The sequence below is a fragment of the Confluentibacter lentus genome (genome assembly GCF_002806995.1).
Classification (GTDB): domain Bacteria; phylum Bacteroidota; class Bacteroidia; order Flavobacteriales; family Flavobacteriaceae; genus Confluentibacter; species Confluentibacter lentus.
In genome coordinates this window covers 173,573-190,258 of the sequence record NZ_NIHE01000001.1, presented here as the reverse complement: position 1 = coordinate 190,258, position 16,686 = coordinate 173,573, and the positions used below count along the sequence as shown (strand labels likewise).

The 16,686-nt window shown below is 35.8% G+C and carries 15 protein-coding genes; all 15 read left to right on the top strand.

Going from position 1 to position 16,686, the window contains the following annotated elements; translation table 11 throughout:
* The first annotated feature begins 14 nt into the window (after positions 1 to 14).
* On the top strand, positions 15 to 746 hold the full coding sequence (locus tag CDH50_RS00835) for a 3-keto-disaccharide hydrolase (protein ID WP_232731952.1): 732 nt from the start codon (positions 15 to 17) through the stop codon (positions 744 to 746).
* A gap of 494 nt (positions 747 to 1,240) precedes the next feature.
* Positions 1,241 to 1,855: a GNAT family N-acetyltransferase gene (locus CDH50_RS00830; RefSeq protein WP_100610000.1), complete on the top strand. Its 615-nt coding sequence runs from the start codon at positions 1,241 to 1,243 to the stop codon at positions 1,853 to 1,855.
* Positions 1,856 to 1,949: 94 nt separating this feature from the next.
* Positions 1,950 to 2,516, top strand: coding sequence for a GNAT family N-acetyltransferase (locus CDH50_RS00825; RefSeq protein WP_100609999.1), 567 nt, complete (start codon positions 1,950 to 1,952; stop codon positions 2,514 to 2,516).
* A gap of 29 nt (positions 2,517 to 2,545) precedes the next feature.
* Positions 2,546 to 3,727 carry an argininosuccinate synthase gene (locus CDH50_RS00820; protein ID WP_100609998.1) on the top strand — a complete coding sequence of 394 codons (1,182 nt, stop codon included), beginning with the start codon at positions 2,546 to 2,548 and terminating at the stop codon, positions 3,725 to 3,727.
* Positions 3,724 to 4,701: an N-acetyl-gamma-glutamyl-phosphate reductase gene (argC, locus tag CDH50_RS00815; protein ID WP_100609997.1), complete on the top strand. Its 978-nt coding sequence runs from the start codon at positions 3,724 to 3,726 to the stop codon at positions 4,699 to 4,701. The genes CDH50_RS00820 and argC overlap by 4 nt, the downstream gene beginning before the upstream one ends.
* Positions 4,702 to 4,737: 36 nt before the next feature.
* The gene (gene proC / locus CDH50_RS00810) at positions 4,738 to 5,532 is read left to right on the top strand and encodes a pyrroline-5-carboxylate reductase (RefSeq protein ID WP_100609996.1); all 795 of its coding nucleotides are present in this window, start codon (positions 4,738 to 4,740) and stop codon (positions 5,530 to 5,532) included.
* 1 nt (position 5,533) lies between these two features.
* Positions 5,534 to 6,694, top strand: a complete 1,161-nt coding sequence (locus CDH50_RS00805) for an aspartate aminotransferase family protein (protein WP_100610555.1) — start codon at positions 5,534 to 5,536, stop codon at positions 6,692 to 6,694.
* Positions 6,695 to 6,750: 56 nt separating this feature from the next.
* Positions 6,751 to 7,947 carry a glutamate-5-semialdehyde dehydrogenase gene (locus CDH50_RS00800; protein ID WP_100609995.1) on the top strand — a complete coding sequence of 399 codons (1,197 nt, stop codon included), beginning with the start codon at positions 6,751 to 6,753 and terminating at the stop codon, positions 7,945 to 7,947.
* Complete coding sequence (gene proB, locus CDH50_RS00795) at positions 7,947 to 8,711, top strand: glutamate 5-kinase (protein ID WP_100610554.1); 765 nt, start codon at positions 7,947 to 7,949, stop codon at positions 8,709 to 8,711. Before CDH50_RS00800 ends, proB begins: the two co-directional genes overlap by 1 nt.
* Before the next feature lie 6 nt (positions 8,712 to 8,717).
* Positions 8,718 to 9,656 (top strand): N-acetylornithine carbamoyltransferase, encoded by a 939-nt coding sequence (locus CDH50_RS00790; RefSeq protein ID WP_100609994.1) that lies wholly within the window; start codon positions 8,718 to 8,720, stop codon positions 9,654 to 9,656.
* A complete protein-coding gene (gene argB, locus CDH50_RS00785) occupies positions 9,649 to 10,431 on the top strand; it encodes an acetylglutamate kinase (RefSeq protein WP_100609993.1) in 783 nt (260 codons plus the stop codon). Before CDH50_RS00790 ends, argB begins: the two co-directional genes overlap by 8 nt.
* 1 nt (position 10,432) lies before the next feature.
* Positions 10,433 to 11,500: a M20 family metallo-hydrolase gene (locus CDH50_RS00780; protein WP_100609992.1), complete on the top strand. Its 1,068-nt coding sequence runs from the start codon at positions 10,433 to 10,435 to the stop codon at positions 11,498 to 11,500.
* A 36-nt stretch (positions 11,501 to 11,536) separates the two neighbouring features.
* The gene (gene argH, locus CDH50_RS00775) at positions 11,537 to 12,811 is read left to right on the top strand and encodes an argininosuccinate lyase (protein ID WP_100609991.1); all 1,275 of its coding nucleotides are present in this window, start codon (positions 11,537 to 11,539) and stop codon (positions 12,809 to 12,811) included.
* A gap of 17 nt (positions 12,812 to 12,828) precedes the next feature.
* On the top strand, positions 12,829 to 13,797 hold the full coding sequence (locus tag CDH50_RS00770) for a bile acid:sodium symporter family protein (protein ID WP_100609990.1): 969 nt from the start codon (positions 12,829 to 12,831) through the stop codon (positions 13,795 to 13,797).
* 99 nt (positions 13,798 to 13,896) lie between these two features.
* Positions 13,897 to 16,632, top strand: coding sequence for a beta-galactosidase GalB (gene galB / locus CDH50_RS00765; RefSeq protein ID WP_100609989.1), 2,736 nt, complete (start codon positions 13,897 to 13,899; stop codon positions 16,630 to 16,632).
* Positions 16,633 to 16,686 lie beyond the last annotated feature (54 nt).

The window sequence follows — 16,686 nt, the reverse complement described above, 5'->3', positions numbered from 1 at the left end:
TTTTAATTACTTTAATGTATGCTGCTTCTTGGTCTCAAGAAAAAAGTAATGAAAATTTCATCGAACCCACCAAACCTGAAGCCACCGAAATTTGGGAACCCAAACCACCAACAGTAACTCCTGGAAAAAATGGGGCGCCTCCAAGTGATGCCATCATATTGTTTGATGGAACTAATTTTGATGAATGGACAAGCCCTAGGGATTCTTCGGAAGTTAAATGGACATTAAACAAGGATGGGAGTATGACGGTGAAATTAGGAAGAGGGGTTGGCGACATACAAACCAAACGTAACTTTGGAGATATACAACTTCATTTAGAATGGAAATCACCAGAGAAAATTGCTGGTGATGGACAAAATAGAGGGAACAGCGGTGTTATTATTCAAAAACTGTATGAGGTACAAGTTTTAGACAATAATGATAACGAAACGTATGTAAACGGACAAGTGGGATCTATTTACAAACAATCCATTCCTTTAGCAAAAGCATCCGTTCCAACAGGGGAGTGGAATACGTATGACATTATATATCATGCGCCAGTATTCGGATTATATGGCGACGTTGTTAAAAAAGCAACGATGACCGTATTACATAATGGGGTATTAATTCAAGATCATTTCGAATTAATCGGTCCCATGACCTTCATCGGGTGGCCTAAATATAAGCCGCATGGAAAAGCACCATTACTTTTACAAAATCATAATAGCGAAGTAAGTTATCGAAACATTTGGGTTAGAGAACTTTAATCAAAGGAATTTATAAATACTAAATAACAAAAGCGCATACAATTGGTACGCGCTTTTTGTTTTTATAACCATTATAAAATGAGTTTAATCTTGAATAATTAAAAACAAAACTCTAAAAAAGAAGAGATATTAATAATTTTTATAAAAAAGGCATATATTTTTAACAGTCGTAATAAATAAAATCATAATTTTACATTATGAATACATTAAAAAATAAAATACGTCCTTCATCACCCGGTTTCCGCGCGAGTATTACTCGTCGCAGCTTCTAGTCTTTCAACGACCCAAAACCGAAACGTAATTTTAATTTTTTTTATAGTGTATAAAATTTCATCCATAACATTTCAAAACGTATTTAATATAGTAATTAATCCCTATTATATGTGTTTTATTTACCCACGCCGTCCATAGGGGATGTACTTGATTTTAAATAAACTGAGACGTTCAGTTCACCAATAAAAATAACTCTAATTTTAAAAATATTTTATAATTTAATGGAAGTTATAATTGCCGATCAATCACATTCTAAATACGCAGAAATTATTTGCGAAACCATTGCTGAGTCTGCTGCCGTTAGAGGTACCGGTATTGCCAGACGTACACCTGAATACATAACAAAAAAAATGGTTAATGGAAATGCCGTTATTGCCTTAGATGGTGATAAATTTGCAGGATTTTGTTATATTGAGCTTTGGGGTCATGGTAAGTTTGTAGCTAATTCAGGATTAATTGTACATCCTGATTATCGAGGTGCTGGGTTAGCAAAAAAAATAAAGCATAAGGTATTTAAGCATTCAAGAACTAAATTTCCTGATGCTAAAGTATTTAGTATCACAACGGGATTGGCGGTTATGAAAATGAATACCGAATTAGGTTATAAACCAGTACCATTTTCGGAATTAACAGATGATCCAACGTTTTGGGATGGCTGTCAAACGTGCAAAAATTATGATGTTTTAACGCGTACTAATAGAAAAATGTGCTTATGTACAGGCATGTTGTATGATCCTAAAGCTGAAAAATCTGAACCAATAAAAATAAAAGAAAAGGTTTTTAATAGACTTAAAAGTATCAAGCAAGCCATGTTTTTAAAAAAGGATAAAAAGTAATGTTTGTGAGAAAATTTTTGATGACGTCAAAAGTTGATTTAGTTATTGCGAATATGGGTAGGTTTTACCAAAAATAAAGAGTCATATAAATTAAATGAATACAATAATAGATTTAGAAATTGATAGCGTGATAAAAGATGCGGAATCATTTTGCACAGAATTAGGAATTGAAATAAAATTAGTATACAAACTTTCTAATAGATCATTAGAAATTATTTCTGAACGGTCTAAAGAGCTATCTACGCTGTATTATGTGAGTGTTGACATGCTAAAAAAACGTGTGGAAAACGGAAGTTTTATATTAAAAAAGGAAGATCAAATTATAGGACATATCTTCGTTCATGAACATCAAGTTAAAGGTCATTTTGTATACGAGCGTTCATCTTTGTGGGTAGATAATGCTTATAGGAATTACAACCTTGGTTTGCTTTTAATGGCTAGAATAACCGAATTTTATAGCGATACATTTCTTATTTCAATTGCACAAACGCCTAAAGTTCATTATTATAATGAAATTCTAGGAATGACGCATGTAACACTATCTAAAATGTCTGCTGTATTAGTTCAAGAACTTGAGAAATTAGGAAAATTACGTGATGAACTTAATTTTAAGTATTATGTTAATGCATGTTTCGAGGCTCAAATTAGAGAATTAAAATAAAGAATAAGTTATATAAAAAATAATCTTCGATGAAAAAATTAGTAATAGCATACAGTGGTGGTTTAGATACGTCATACTGTGCAGTAAGTTTATCAAAAGAATTTGATGTACATGCGGTAAGTGTCAACACAGGTGGATTTACCAAAACTGAAATAGACCATATTGAAAGTAATGCTTATAAAATGGGTGTTACTACGTATAAAAATATTGATGCCGTAGCCACATTTTATCAAAAAGTAGTGAAGTATTTGATTTTCGGAAATGTATTAAAAAATAATACTTATCCATTATCTGTAAGTGCAGAAAGAATCATTCAGGCTATCGAAATTGTGGAGTATGCTAAAAGTATTGGCGCAGAATATATTGCTCATGGAAGCACAGGTGCTGGAAATGACCAAGTGCGTTTTGATATGATATTTCAAACATTGGCACCAGAAATTCAAATCATAACACCAATTAGAGATAAAAAATTAAGCAGACAAGAGGAAATAGATTATTTAAAAGCCAATGGAATTGATATGTCTTGGGAAAAAGCGAAGTATTCCGTTAACAAAGGCCTTTGGGGAACCAGTGTTGGCGGCTCGGAAACCTTGACATCTGATAAACCTTTACCAGAAGAAGCATATCCTTCTCAGCTGAAACATGCAGAGCCTGAGAAAGTAAAACTGACTTTTATGAAAGGGGAATTGGTAGCCATAAATGGCATAGAAAATGACCCAGAAATCAATATTGAAGTGTTGAACAATCTGGCGAAAGCGTATGCCATTGGCAGGGATATTCATGTGGGAGATACCATTGTGGGTATAAAAGGGAGAGTTGGTTTTGAAGCTGCAGCGGCTTTAATAACCATTAAAGCACATCATTTATTGGAAAAACACACGCTTACAAAATGGCAGTTACAGCATAAAGAATATTTAGCTAGTTTTTATGGGATGCATTTGCACGAAGGGCAATATTTAGATCCTGTGATGAGAAATATCGAAGCGTTTTTAGAAAGCAGCCAAGATAAAGTCAGTGGCGATGTGGTCGTAACTTTAAAGCCGTATCATTTTACGTTGGATGGTATTTCATCTAAACATGATTTGATGAATGCGAAGTTTGGAAGTTATGGCGAAGAAAATAAGGGATGGACTCCAGAAGAAGCAAAAGGTTTTATTAAGATTTTTGGTAATCAGAACAAAATATATCAACAAGTAAATTCCGAATCATGATTCAAGTAGGCATTATAGGTGGCGCAGGTTACACGGCGGGGGAATTGATACGATTACTTATCAATCATCCTGAAACCGAGATTAATTTTGTGTACAGCACATCTAATGCGGGCAATAAAATTAGTAGTGTTCACCAAGATTTGTTGGGTGATTTAGACCTTAAGTTTACGGATACCATCAACCCGAATGTAGAGGTGTTATTTTTATGCTTGGGTCATGGGAATTCGGTGAAGTTTTTATCAGCTAATACCTTTTCAGATAGCACTAAAATCATTGATTTAGGAAACGATTTCAGACTAGAAAAAGATAAAGCATTCAATGGAAAATCTTTTGTATATGGCTTGCCAGAATTACAAAGAGAAGACATTAAGAAAGCAGATTATATAGCCAATCCAGGATGTTTTGCAACCGCCATTCAATTAGCATTATTGCCATTGGCTCAGCAAAATTTATTAAATGATGATGTACATGTCAATGCTGTTACAGGTGCTACGGGAGCGGGAACGTCGTTATCTGAAACATCACATTTTCCATGGCGCGATAATAACTTTTCATATTATAAACCGTTTACGCACCAGCATTTAGGAGAAATTAATCAGTCGGTTAAACAACTACAAAACAATTTTTCTTCTGAAATTCTTTTTATGCCAAATCGAGGAAATTTTTCAAGAGGCATTTTTGCGACGGTTTACACCAATTTTGAAGGCAGTTTAGAAGAAGCAAAAGATTTGTTCAAAACGTTTTATAAAGATGCTAAGTTTACGTTTGTTTCAGACGAGGTATTGCATTTAAAACAAGTGGTAAATACCAATAAATGCTTGATTCATTTGCACAAATACAACAATAAATTGTTAGTGACTAGTATTATAGATAACCTTTTAAAAGGAGCGTCTGGACAAGCGATTCAGAATATGAATTTAATGTTTGGCTTAGAAGAAACAACAGGATTGCAATTGAAAGCAACGTATTTTTAGAGTTTGATTAAAACATCAACAACCAATAACTACAGTATGAAAATAGCTATTATAGGAACAGGAAATTTAGGGAGCTCCATCGCCAAGGGACTTATTAAAAACAAAACGTTTACGTCGTTATACTTAAGCGATAAGAATACCACGGCTGTAAATAGTTTTAATTCGGTTGAAAACGTCACTATTACCAACGACAATATGTTGGCCGTAGAGCAGTCCGATATGGTTATTTTCGCCTTGCAACCTAAACATATCAATGCGGTGTTGGAAAGTGTTGCTTCTAAGATTACCGCTAATCATGTGGTTATTTCTGTGGCTGCTGGTGTAGATATTGCAAGAATTGAAGGCATTATAGGGAAAGATAAAAATATCATTCGCGTCATGCCAAATACGGCTATTTCCATAGGAAAATCAATGACTTGTATTGCTGCCAACGAAAAAGCCCAAGACAAAGTATCTTTAGCGCAGAATATATTTAACCAATTAGGAACCACGATGGTGATTCCTGAGGATTTGGTGCAAGCCGCCACCGTTATTTGTGCGAGCGGTATCGCGTTTTGGATGCGCCTTGTGCGTGCTACAACACAAGGTGCCATACAATTAGGTTTTGAAGCAGAACAGGCACATGAATTAGCTACGCAAACATGTTTTGGAGCTGCCAGTTTGTTGCTGGAATCTGGGAGACATCCTGAGCAGGAAATAGACCGTGTAACAACCCCAAGTGGTTGTACCATTGAAGGTTTAAATGCAATGGAACACCAAGGATTGAGTTCAGCTTTAATACAGGGTATCGTGGCGTCGTTTGAGAAAATTAACCAAATTAAAAAGAATTAACATGCCATTATTTGACGTTTATCCATTATATAATGTGACTCCAGTATCTGGAAAAGATATGTACGTTTACGACGAAAAAGGAGTTGAATATTTAGACCTTTACGGAGGTCATGCCGTGATTTCCATTGGACATTCACATCCCAATTATGTAGAAGCTGTTACCAATCAGGTTTCTAAACTTGGGTTTTATTCCAATGCGATTCAAAATCCGTTACAGGTTGAACTAGCTGATAAAATCGAAACATTATCAGGTTGTAAAGGTTACGAATTGTTTTTATGCAATTCCGGGGCTGAAGCCAACGAAAATGCTTTAAAATTAGCATCGTTCAAAACAGGGAAAGCACGTGTTATTGCTTTTGATAATGCGTTTCACGGACGTACATCGGCAGCGGTGGCAGTAACCGATAATAAAAATATTGTAGCACCAATTAACGCTCAGCAACAAGTTACTTTTTTAGCGTTGAATGATATTGAAGGTGTTAAAAGGGAATTGGAAAAAGGAGATGTCTGTGCTGTTATTGTGGAGTTTATTCAAGGTGTTGGCGGATTGGGTCAAGGAACTGCAGAGTTTTTTGAGCAAGTAGATGTGCTTTGTAAAGCCAATAATACCTATTTTATTGCTGATGAGGTGCAATCAGGTTACGGACGTTCAGGGAAATTCTTTGCGTTTCAGTATTATAACGTCACCCCTGAAGTTATTTCCATAGCGAAAGGCATGGGGAACGGATTTCCAATTGGTGGGATTTTAATCCACCCAAGTATTGAAGCAAAACATGGTATGTTAGGTACCACGTTTGGCGGAAATCATTTGGCGTGTGCTGCTGGATTGGCGGTTTTAAACACCATTAAAGAAGAGAAATTAATGGATAATGTCAATGCTGTTTCAGATTATTTTATTTCCGTAGCTAAAACAATTCCGCAGATAAAGAACATTAAGGGAAGAGGATTAATGATTGGTTTGGAATTCGACTTTGAAGTCGGTGACCTCAGAAAAAAGCTTATTTATGAGCATCATATGTTTACTGGTGGTGCTTCCAATAAAAAGTTAATTAGAATTTTACCACCATTAACCATTCAGACAAACCATGTTGATGATTTTTTTGATGCCTTAAAAAAGGCATTGGTCAACGTTGAAAATAAGGAACTAGAAGTTCAAGGTTAGTATAAAGTTTGTTGAAATTCAGAAGCCTAAAACTTCAAAAATTAAAAACAAAAAAAATGAATACACTATTAAACATAGAAACAAGAAATGCCGTATTGCTTAAAATGGCTGAACTTTTGGAAAAAGAAAGAGCAGCTATTATTAAGATTAATAAAGCCGATTTAGAGGCTTATGATGGATCTGATATTTCTATGTACGACCGTTTAAAAGTAGATGATTCCAAAGTAGATGATATGATTGCCTCGGTAACGCATTTAGCATCCCAAGACGATCCTGTGGGTGTTGAGCGTTTCGCTTTCAAACATGAAAATGGGATGCAGGTTTATAATAAAACAGCCTCGTTTGGAACAGTGTTGATTATTTATGAATCGCGTCCAGACGTGACGGTGGAAGCCGCCGGCATTGCTTTTAAATCGGGAAATAAAATATTACTTAAAGGAGGAAAAGAATCTTTAAAATCGAATTTAAAAATTGTTGAACTCTGGCATCAAGCTTTAAAAGAGAACGGTGCATCAACCGATTGGGTAGAATATTTACAATTCGATAGAACAGAAACCCAAGCATTTTTGGAAAAACCGACTCAAAAAGTGGATTTAATTGTGCCTCGTGGAGGCGAAAAATTGATTGCTTTTGTAAAAGAACATGCAACGTGTCCTGTTATTATCAGTGGTCGAGGCAACAATTTTGTGTATGTGCATAAAGAAGCCGATTTACAAATAGCCATGGATGTGATTATCAATGCGAAAACAACTAAAATTTCAGCATGTAATGCATTGGATAAAGTGTTGATTGATAAAAATCTGCCAAATAAAGAAGCGTTTGTAAAAGACCTTATATCAAAATTAAAAGCATTTAAAGTCGCCATTTTGGGTGATGAAATCATGTCTGAATATGACGATGTTGAAGCTATTCCTTCAAACGCTGTTTGGTATGAAGAATTTTTAGATTATAAAATTGTGATTGGCGAAATTGAGTCAACTCAAGATGCGATTGCTATGATAAATACCTATTCTGGCGGGCATTCTTCTTCCATAATTACAAAGAATGACAATGAAGCGCAAACATTCATGGCAAATGTTGATAATGCTGCTGTATATCATAACGCCTCAACCCGTTTTACAGATGGGTTTCAATTAGGTTTGGGTGGTGAATTAGCCATTAGCACCGATAAATTACACCAAAGAGGTCCGATAGGTTTGCAACATTTAGTAACCAATAAATGGTATGTTCATGGGAATGGACAAATAAGATAATGCAGAAAAAGAAAAGAATATTACTTAAAGTAGGCTCCAATACGCTTACTAAAGAAACCAATAATATTTCTAGAGGTAAGATTGAGGATATGGCGAATCAAATCGCTTATTTAAAAGATAGTTGCGAATTTATTATTGTTAGTTCTGGTGCTATTGCCGCAGCAAAGCAACTTGTAAAGCTAGAGAGTAAGGGCAAGGAAATTACAGTAAAACAGGCGTTAGCATCTATCGGACAGCCCCACTTGATTCATATTTATCAAGAAATTTTTAGGGAAGCAGGGTTATTAACATCGCAGTGTTTGTTGTCTTATTCCGATTTTGAAAGAGAGCAAAGTCGGACGAACATCATGAATACCATCAATGTTTTGGTAGCTAATAATTACATCCCCATCATCAATGAAAATGATACGGTGGCAACGGATGAGATTAAGTTCGGGGACAACGATAAATTAGGAGCCCTAACAGCGTCGCTTTTAGAAGTGGATTTATTTATCATTGCAACCAACACAAACGGTATTTATACCAAAGAATCTATGGAAAATGGGTTGCCAAAAACCATAGAGTTAGTGGAAGATTTTGAGGAGTTATTAAAACAAGTGGTGAGTTCAAAATCATCTCATGGCAGTGGTGGTATGCAATCGAAGATTGAAGCGGCTGCCGTAACTAAAAAAGCAAATATAGAAACGTGGATTGTAAACGGATTGGAAGATAATTTCATGATTAATGCTTTCAATAATAAAGTACCATTTACCAAAATAAAATAATTTACAATGAAGCATTATACCTCTATAAACGACATTGATAACATCCAATCTTGGATTGAGGACGCCAAAGCATTGAAGGCAAATCCGTTAAAGCATATTGACTTAGGAAAGCATAAAACCATTGGCTTGCTGTTTTTTAATTCTAGTTTACGAACCCGTTTAAGTACTCAAAAAGCAGCTTTAAATTTAGGAATGAATCCTATTGTGATGAATGTTTCCGGAGATGCTTGGGGCATTGAGTTTGGAGATGGCACTATCATGAACGGTAATACGGCTGAACACATTAAAGAAGCAGCTGCAGTCGTTTCCCAATATTGCGATATTATTGCGGTTAGAGCGTTTCCAACGTTGACTGATAAGGCATTCGATGAAAGCGAACAGGTTATTAATGCATTTATGAAATATGCCTCAGTGCCAATTGTGAATATGGAAAGTGCTACTGGTCATCCACTTCAAGGTTTGACTGATGCTATTACCATTTCAGAATATGCTAAAAAATCAAGGCCGAAAGTCGTTTTAAGCTGGGCACCACATGTGAAAGCCTTACCGCACGCCGTCGCCAATAGTTTTGTGCAAGCCATGCAAAAAATGGATGTCGAGTTTGTCATTACAAATCCTGAAGGTTATAATTTAAATCCAGAGATAACAGCCAATACACCAATAACCCATAATCAAAATGAGGCTTTTAAGGATGCCGATTTTATTTATGTGAAAAACTGGAGTAGTTACCAAGATTATGGTAAAATAATGAACACCGACCCTAATTGGATGATTACGAAAGAAAAATTAGGTGATGCAAAATTTATGCATTGTTTGCCGGTTAGAAGAAATGTCATCGTTGAAGATGCTGTTTTAGATAGTGATAGCTCTATTGTAATACAACAAGCCAATAATAGAACCTATGCGGCGCAATTGGTATTGAAAAAAATATTGGAGAATGGCTAAAGAAAAACTATCCATAGTAAAAATAGGAGGAAATATTATTGAGGACGATGCGTCTTTAAAAGCATTTCTAAAGCTATTTGCTAACTTAAAAGGAAAGAAAATTTTGGTTCATGGTGGTGGAAAACGTGCTACCAGTATAGCCTTAAAATTGGGCATCGAATCTAAAATGGTCAACGGCAGGCGTATTACCGATGCTGAAACCTTGGAGGTTATCACTATGGTTTATGGTGGATTGGTAAATAAAAATATTGTAGCCCAATTACAATCCTTGCACGTGGATGCGATTGGACTAACAGGTGCCGATATCAATAGTATTTCATCCGAAAAAAGACCGGTGAAGGAAGTCGATTTTGGTTTTGTGGGCGATGTTAAAAAAGTGGCACACGAGTCTATTGATAAATTAATTCAGGCGGATTTCACTCCTGTATTTTGTGCCATTACACATAATGGTATGGGACAATTATTAAACACCAATGCCGATACAATTACTTCGCAAGTGGCCATTGGAATGAGTGAACTTTATGAAACATCCATTTATTATTGTTTTGAGTTGAATGGTGTTTTAAAAAACATCAATGATAAAAACTCAGTGATAAAGCATATCGATTCTAATACATATAACGAATTATTAGAACAAGGCATCATAGCAGATGGCATGCTTCCAAAACTTGAAAACTGTTTCGATGCTTTAAAAAATGGTGTAAAAACCATAAATATGGGAAACACCTCTATGTTAACCCAAGAAAATGATAATTTTACAAGAATAACATTATAAAATGACGCTACAAGAATTAACAGAAGATGCTATATCACTATTAAAAAAATTAATAGAAACACCGTCTTTTTCATCTGAAGAAGACCAAACGGCATCGCATATTGAAGCTTGGATGCAGCGCTATAACATCGAATACAAAAGAAACCAAAATAATGTTTGGGCAGTCAATAAATATTTTGATGAAAGCAAACCAAATTTACTTTTAAATTCACATCACGATACCGTAAAACCAAATACAGCTTATACCAAAGACCCATTTAAAGCCATTGTTGAAGATGGGAAATTATACGGTTTAGGCAGTAACGACGCGGGTGGTTGTTTGGTGTCGCTCATAGCAACATTTACACATTTTTACGATCATACTGATTTAAAATATAATTTAATTTTGGTCGCTTCCGCGGAAGAAGAAAGTAGTGGTCCCAACGGATTAAATAGTATGTTAAAAATCATTCCAAGGATTGATGTCGCTATAGTAGGTGAGCCAACCTTGATGAATTTAGCAGTCGCAGAAAAAGGTTTGGTAGTTTTTGATGCCAAAGTAAAAGGAACGGCGAGTCATGCAGCACATCCAAATGATGATAATCCTATTTATAAAATAATTGAGACCTTGCAATGGTTTAGAGATTTGAAGTTTGAAAAAACGTCTGAAGCTTTGGGAGATGTAAAGCTAACCGTCACGCAAATTAATGCGGGGAAGCAACATAATGTCGTGCCAGCTGAAGTGGAATTGGTGATTGATGTGCGTGTAAATGATAAATATACCAATGCAGAAATTGCAGAATTTTTACAAAAAAACGCGCCATGTTCTAGTATTATGCCGCGTAGCTTGCATTTAAATTCATCATCTATTCCTTTGGAACACCCATTGGTACAAGCAGGAATCGCATTAGGTAGGACAACCTATGGCTCACCAACCTTATCAGATCAAGCATGGCTATCTTGTAAGTCATTAAAATTAGGGCCTGGTGATAGTCCTCGTTCACATTCAGCAGACGAATTTATTTATTTGCATGAAATAGAAGAAGGAATTAAAATATATGTTGAATTGTTGAATCGGGTAATCGTTTAAACAAATCAACAAATCAACGCATAAACATTTTAGAAAATGAAACTCTGGGACAAAGGCATATCAATCGATAAAAAAATAGAGCAATTTACTGTTGGAAACGATAGGGAAATTGATGTTCATATAGCAAAATATGATGTTATTGCATCAAGAGCGCATGCTAAAATGCTTCAAAAAATCGGGATTCTTACCACTAACGAATTGATAGAATTATTAGGTGGTCTAAAAAAGATTGAAACTCAAATTGATAATGGTACGTTTTTTATTGATCCACAATTTGAAGATGTTCATTCTAAAATAGAGTTTGAACTAACAAAAACTTTGGGTGAGGTTGGTAAAAAAATCCATACAGCACGTTCACGAAACGATCAGGTTTTAGTAGCATTGCAGTTATATTACAAAGAAAATTTAGGCATTGTAAAACAAAAAACGGAAATTCTTTTTGAAACCCTTTTAGGTTTAGCCGATACTTATAAAACTAAAGTGCTTCCGGGCTATACCCATTTGCAAGTGGCCATGCCATCGTCGTTTGGATTGTGGTTTTCGGCGTATGCTGAGGTGTTGATTGACGATGTCTATTTACTAAATGCCGCCTTAAAAACGGTTGATCAAAATCCCTTAGGTTCTGCTGCTGGTTATGGCAGTTCATTCCCGATCGATAGAGAATTCACAACCAAAGAAATGGATTTCGCCACTTTAAAATACAATGTGGTTGCTGCTCAAATGAGCAGAGGAAAAAGCGAACGCACCATTGCTGCCAGCTTGGGCAGTTTATGCAACACGATGGGACGTTTTGCTATGGATATCTGCTTATATATGAGTCAGAATTTCGGATTTATTTCCTTTCCAGACGCCTTAACAACGGGTAGTAGCATCATGCCACATAAAAAAAATCCAGATGTTTTTGAATTAATTAGAGGAAAGTGCAATAAAATACAAGCTTTACAGACCGAAATGCTTTTAATAACTAATAATTTACCAAGTGGCTATCACAGGGACTTTCAGTTGCTAAAAGAAAACATGATTGCTGCTTTTGAAGATGTTAAGGATATTTTGGATATTTTCAATTATTCCATTCAGCAAATCATCGTGAAAGATATTAATGTACATAGCGATTTATATAAATATTTATTCACTGTTGATAATATTAATACTTTGGTAGTTGAAGGGCAAAGTTTTAGGGAAGCGTACCAAAAAATTGGCGGACAAGTACAAGATGGTACTTATAAACCGGATACATCCAAAAAACACACCCATGTTGGCAGTATTCATAATTTGTGTTTAGACAAAATCCGGGCTAAGTTTCCTAATTAGATTTTCACCATTAATATATGAAAATGAAAATTGATAAGTTCGTCATTGCTATTATCATAGTAATAGGCATTGCTTATCTTTTTCCCCAATGGGGCGTAGTAGGAAGTCCGGTGCCTATTAATACCATAAGCAATATTGGCATTTCATTGATTTTCTTTTTTTACGGGCTTAAATTAAGTCCAGAGAAATTAAAAGCAGGGCTTAAAAACTGGAAATTACATGTTTTGGTACAAGCATCTACATTTTTAATTTTTCCGCTGCTCGTTTTGTTTTTCCGGCCATTTTTGCAAACTGAAGAGCAAACCACCATGTGGTTGGGTTTCTTTTTTTTAGCCGTTTTACCATCAACGGTATCATCATCTGTGGTGATGGTGTCTATGGCGAAAGGGAACATCCCCGCTGCCATTTTTAATGCGAGTATTTCTGGAATTATTGGTATTGCCATTACGCCATTATGGATGGGGTTGTTTGTGAATCAGGCTCAAACGGATTTCGACTTTACGGAAATCTACACAAAACTCATGCTGCAAATTATTTTGCCAGTAGTTTTAGGGATACTGTTACAACGTTTTCTAGGCGCTTTTGCTTTGAAACACAGTGCCAAATTGACGCTCTTTGATAAGTCAATCATCTTATTAATTATCTATAAAAGTTTTGCCGAATCGTTCGAAGAAAACATATTTAGTTCGGTATCTATTTTAGATTTGTTATTACTCTTTATAGGGGTTATAGTATTATTTATCATAGCTTTTTTCTTGACTGGTTTTATGGGCAAAAAGTTAGATTTCAATAAAGAAGACCAAATTACCGCGCAGTTTTGCGGTACCAAAAAATCCTTGGTACATGGTACCGTTTTTTCTAAAATATTGTTTGGAAATATGGCTTCCATTGGTATTATTTTGTTACCCCTTATGCTATTTCACGCCATTCAAATATTGATTATTAGTGTCATTGCTTCAAGATTAGCGAGACGACCATATCCATAAAGCAAACTTCAATGGAATTTATCCAAGATTTCTTATCTTGAACAGGTTTAAAAATAGAATATCATTCGGTTTTAGATAATAATAATTAAAAGGAAATATATGTGCAAATTGACTTCTCGTGTACTTGATTTATTGATATTAATATGTTTTATTATTATAATATCTTGTAAATCACCAACAACTCATGATGAATCCCCTAGAGAACGTATTTCCATAAATGATGGCTGGAAGTTTATGAAATACGCCTCTTCAGAAGACGCAGATGATTTATTTTATGATGTTCGTCCAGAAGTAGTTAATGCGAATGATTCAAAAGATGCCGATACTCCTGCAACAGAAGCTGAAAAATTGGAGGCTTCTAAAAAAGCTTTAAAACCCTATATCTTGCCAACGGCGAATCCGTTTATAAAAGATAAATCTAAGCATCATAAACGTCCAGAAGGGCATCCAGGAAGCGATTTTCCATTTGTTCAGGCAACATTTGATGATAGTAGCTGGGAGAATGTAAACTTGCCACACGATTGGGCGATAAAAGGGCCGTTTCAGGAAGGTTCGAATGCTGAAGTCGGCGGTGGCATGGGACGTTTGCCTAGCAATGGTATTGCTTGGTACAGAAGAAAAATTGAGGTTACGGAAGCCGATAAAAACAAATCGATTTATTTGGATATGGATGGCGCCATGTCGTATACCATCGTTTGGTTAAATGGGAAGTTGGTGGGCGGTTGGCCTTACGGTTATAATTCGTTTCGATTGGATTTAACGCCGTACATTAATTTTGAAGGCAAAAATCAATTGGCCATTCGTTTGGATAATCCAAACCATTCCGCACGTTGGTATCCGGGTGGTGGCATTTATAGAAATGTATGGTTAACCAAAACCAATAAAGTGCATGTGTCTCATTGGGGAACAACGGTAATAACCTCAAATGTCTCCAAAGAATCGGCAGACATTCATTTTGATGTTACGGTTGAAAATAATTCTGATTCGGATTCAGACATTGAAACCATCACAAAAATTTACGAACTAAAAAACAATGATAATGGAACACAGGTTGCCACTATTGAAAAGACTAATTCTAAAATTTCAGCAGGAAAAAATAGAACAATAAAAGGTTCAGTAACTATTGAAAATCCAAAACTTTGGGGGCCGCCACCAACCCAAACGCCAAATCTTTACAAAGCCATCACTTCCATTGTGAGTGAAGGTATTTTGATAGATGAATATGAAACAATATTTGGTATCAAGGATGTTAAATTAGACCCAAATCAAGGCATATTGGTCAATGGCGAATTAATCAAAATACAAGGCGTCAACGAACATCACGATTTTGGTGCCATGGGTGCGGCATTTAATGTGCGTGCGGCTGAGCGTAAATTGGAAATTTTAAAGGATATGGGTGTGAATGCTATTCGTATGGCACACAATCCACCCGCTCCAGAATTGTTAGAATTAACAGATAAAATGGGCTTTTTGGTTATTGATGAAGTGTTCGATTCCTGGGAACGAAAGAAAACACCCCATGATTTCCATTTGATTTTTCCAGATTGGCATGAAGCTGACATTAGAGCCATGGTGCGCAGGGATAAAAACCATCCTTCCATTATAATGTGGAGTTACGGCAATGAAGTTGGTGAGCAATATACAGACGAGGAAGGCGCAGCCATAGGTAAAAGATTGTCCGATATCGTGAAAGAAGAAGACCCAACCAGACCTACTACCAGTGCCATGAATTGGGCAAAATCAGATATGCCTTTTTCAAACGCCATGGATGTGATAAGCTTTAATTATCAAGGGGAAGGCATTCGTCAAGATCCCATTTTTGATAACATTACCGATAGAATTAAAACAATACCACAATACGAACCGTATCACAAAAAGTTTCCAAATAAAGTGATTCTCAGTAGCGAAACGGCCTCGGCTGCCAGTAGTCGTGGTGTGTATTTGTTTCCTGTGTCAGATTTAATGAGTTCACCCATTCGCGATGGGATGGGCGGCGATTCTAAAATAAAACAAGTGAGTGCTTACGAGCTGTATGCTGTTGATTTTGGATCTAGTGCTGATAAGGTTTTTGCGTCGTTGGACAAACATCCTTATTCGGCTGGGGAATTCGTGTGGACGGGGTTTGATTACCTAGGCGAACCAACGCCTTATTATGATGCCAGAAGTTCTTATAACGGCATTATTGATTTAGCAGGTTTCCCGAAAGACCGCTTTTATTTATACCAATCGAGATGGCGACCAGATTTACCAATGGTTCATATATTGCCCCATTGGAATTGGCCAGAACGTATTGGCAAAATCACTCCCGTGCATGTATTTACATCGGGTGATGAAGTTGAATTGTTTCTTAACGGAAAATCGCTAGGAAAAAAGAAAAAGGGCGCCTATGAATACCGTTTGCGTTGGGATGATGTGATGTATCAACCCGGAGAATTAAAAGCTATTGCTTATAAAAATGGAAAAGTTTGGGCAGATAAAATCGTAAAAACGACTGAGGAAGCTTCTAAATTAATGGCAAAGGCAGATAGAACGACGATTGATGGCGATGGAAAAGATTTGTCTTTTATAACCATAGAAGTAAAAGATAAAAATGGATTGATAGTTCCAACCGCTAATAATTCAATAGAATTTGAAATAGAAGGACCCGGAGAGATTTTAGCGACCGATAATGGTGATGCATCAGATTTAACGGCTTTTGTTTCCAAAAAGCGCAACGCTTTTAATGGACTAGCGTTAGTTGTTGTTCGGTCTAAAAAAGATGTAAAAGGCAACATAAAAGTCACTGCTAAATCGAATGGTTTAGAGATGGCTATTGTTAATATAATTAGTAAATAAGCATTTGTTAAAATATTAGTATTCAATTTTTTACTATAGTTTTTTAGTTGATTT

Coding starts and splice junctions, on each gene's coding strand:
- CDH50_RS00825 (WP_100609999.1), top strand. CDS start 1,950: ATGAATACAATAATAGATTTAGAAATTGATAGCGTGATAAAAGATGCG.
- CDH50_RS00820 (WP_100609998.1), top strand. CDS start 2,546: ATGAAAAAATTAGTAATAGCATACAGTGGTGGTTTAGATACGTCATAC.
- CDH50_RS00830 (WP_100610000.1), top strand. CDS start 1,241: ATGGAAGTTATAATTGCCGATCAATCACATTCTAAATACGCAGAAATT.
- argB (WP_100609993.1), top strand. CDS start 9,649: ATGGCTAAAGAAAAACTATCCATAGTAAAAATAGGAGGAAATATTATT.
- CDH50_RS00790 (WP_100609994.1), top strand. CDS start 8,718: ATGAAGCATTATACCTCTATAAACGACATTGATAACATCCAATCTTGG.
- galB (WP_100609989.1), top strand. CDS start 13,897: ATGTGCAAATTGACTTCTCGTGTACTTGATTTATTGATATTAATATGT.
- CDH50_RS00770 (WP_100609990.1), top strand. CDS start 12,829: ATGAAAATGAAAATTGATAAGTTCGTCATTGCTATTATCATAGTAATA.
- CDH50_RS00835 (WP_232731952.1), top strand. CDS start 15: ATGTATGCTGCTTCTTGGTCTCAAGAAAAAAGTAATGAAAATTTCATC.
- proB (WP_100610554.1), top strand. CDS start 7,947: ATGCAGAAAAAGAAAAGAATATTACTTAAAGTAGGCTCCAATACGCTT.
- proC (WP_100609996.1), top strand. CDS start 4,738: ATGAAAATAGCTATTATAGGAACAGGAAATTTAGGGAGCTCCATCGCC.
- argH (WP_100609991.1), top strand. CDS start 11,537: ATGAAACTCTGGGACAAAGGCATATCAATCGATAAAAAAATAGAGCAA.
- CDH50_RS00780 (WP_100609992.1), top strand. CDS start 10,433: ATGACGCTACAAGAATTAACAGAAGATGCTATATCACTATTAAAAAAA.
- argC (WP_100609997.1), top strand. CDS start 3,724: ATGATTCAAGTAGGCATTATAGGTGGCGCAGGTTACACGGCGGGGGAA.
- CDH50_RS00805 (WP_100610555.1), top strand. CDS start 5,534: ATGCCATTATTTGACGTTTATCCATTATATAATGTGACTCCAGTATCT.
- CDH50_RS00800 (WP_100609995.1), top strand. CDS start 6,751: ATGAATACACTATTAAACATAGAAACAAGAAATGCCGTATTGCTTAAA.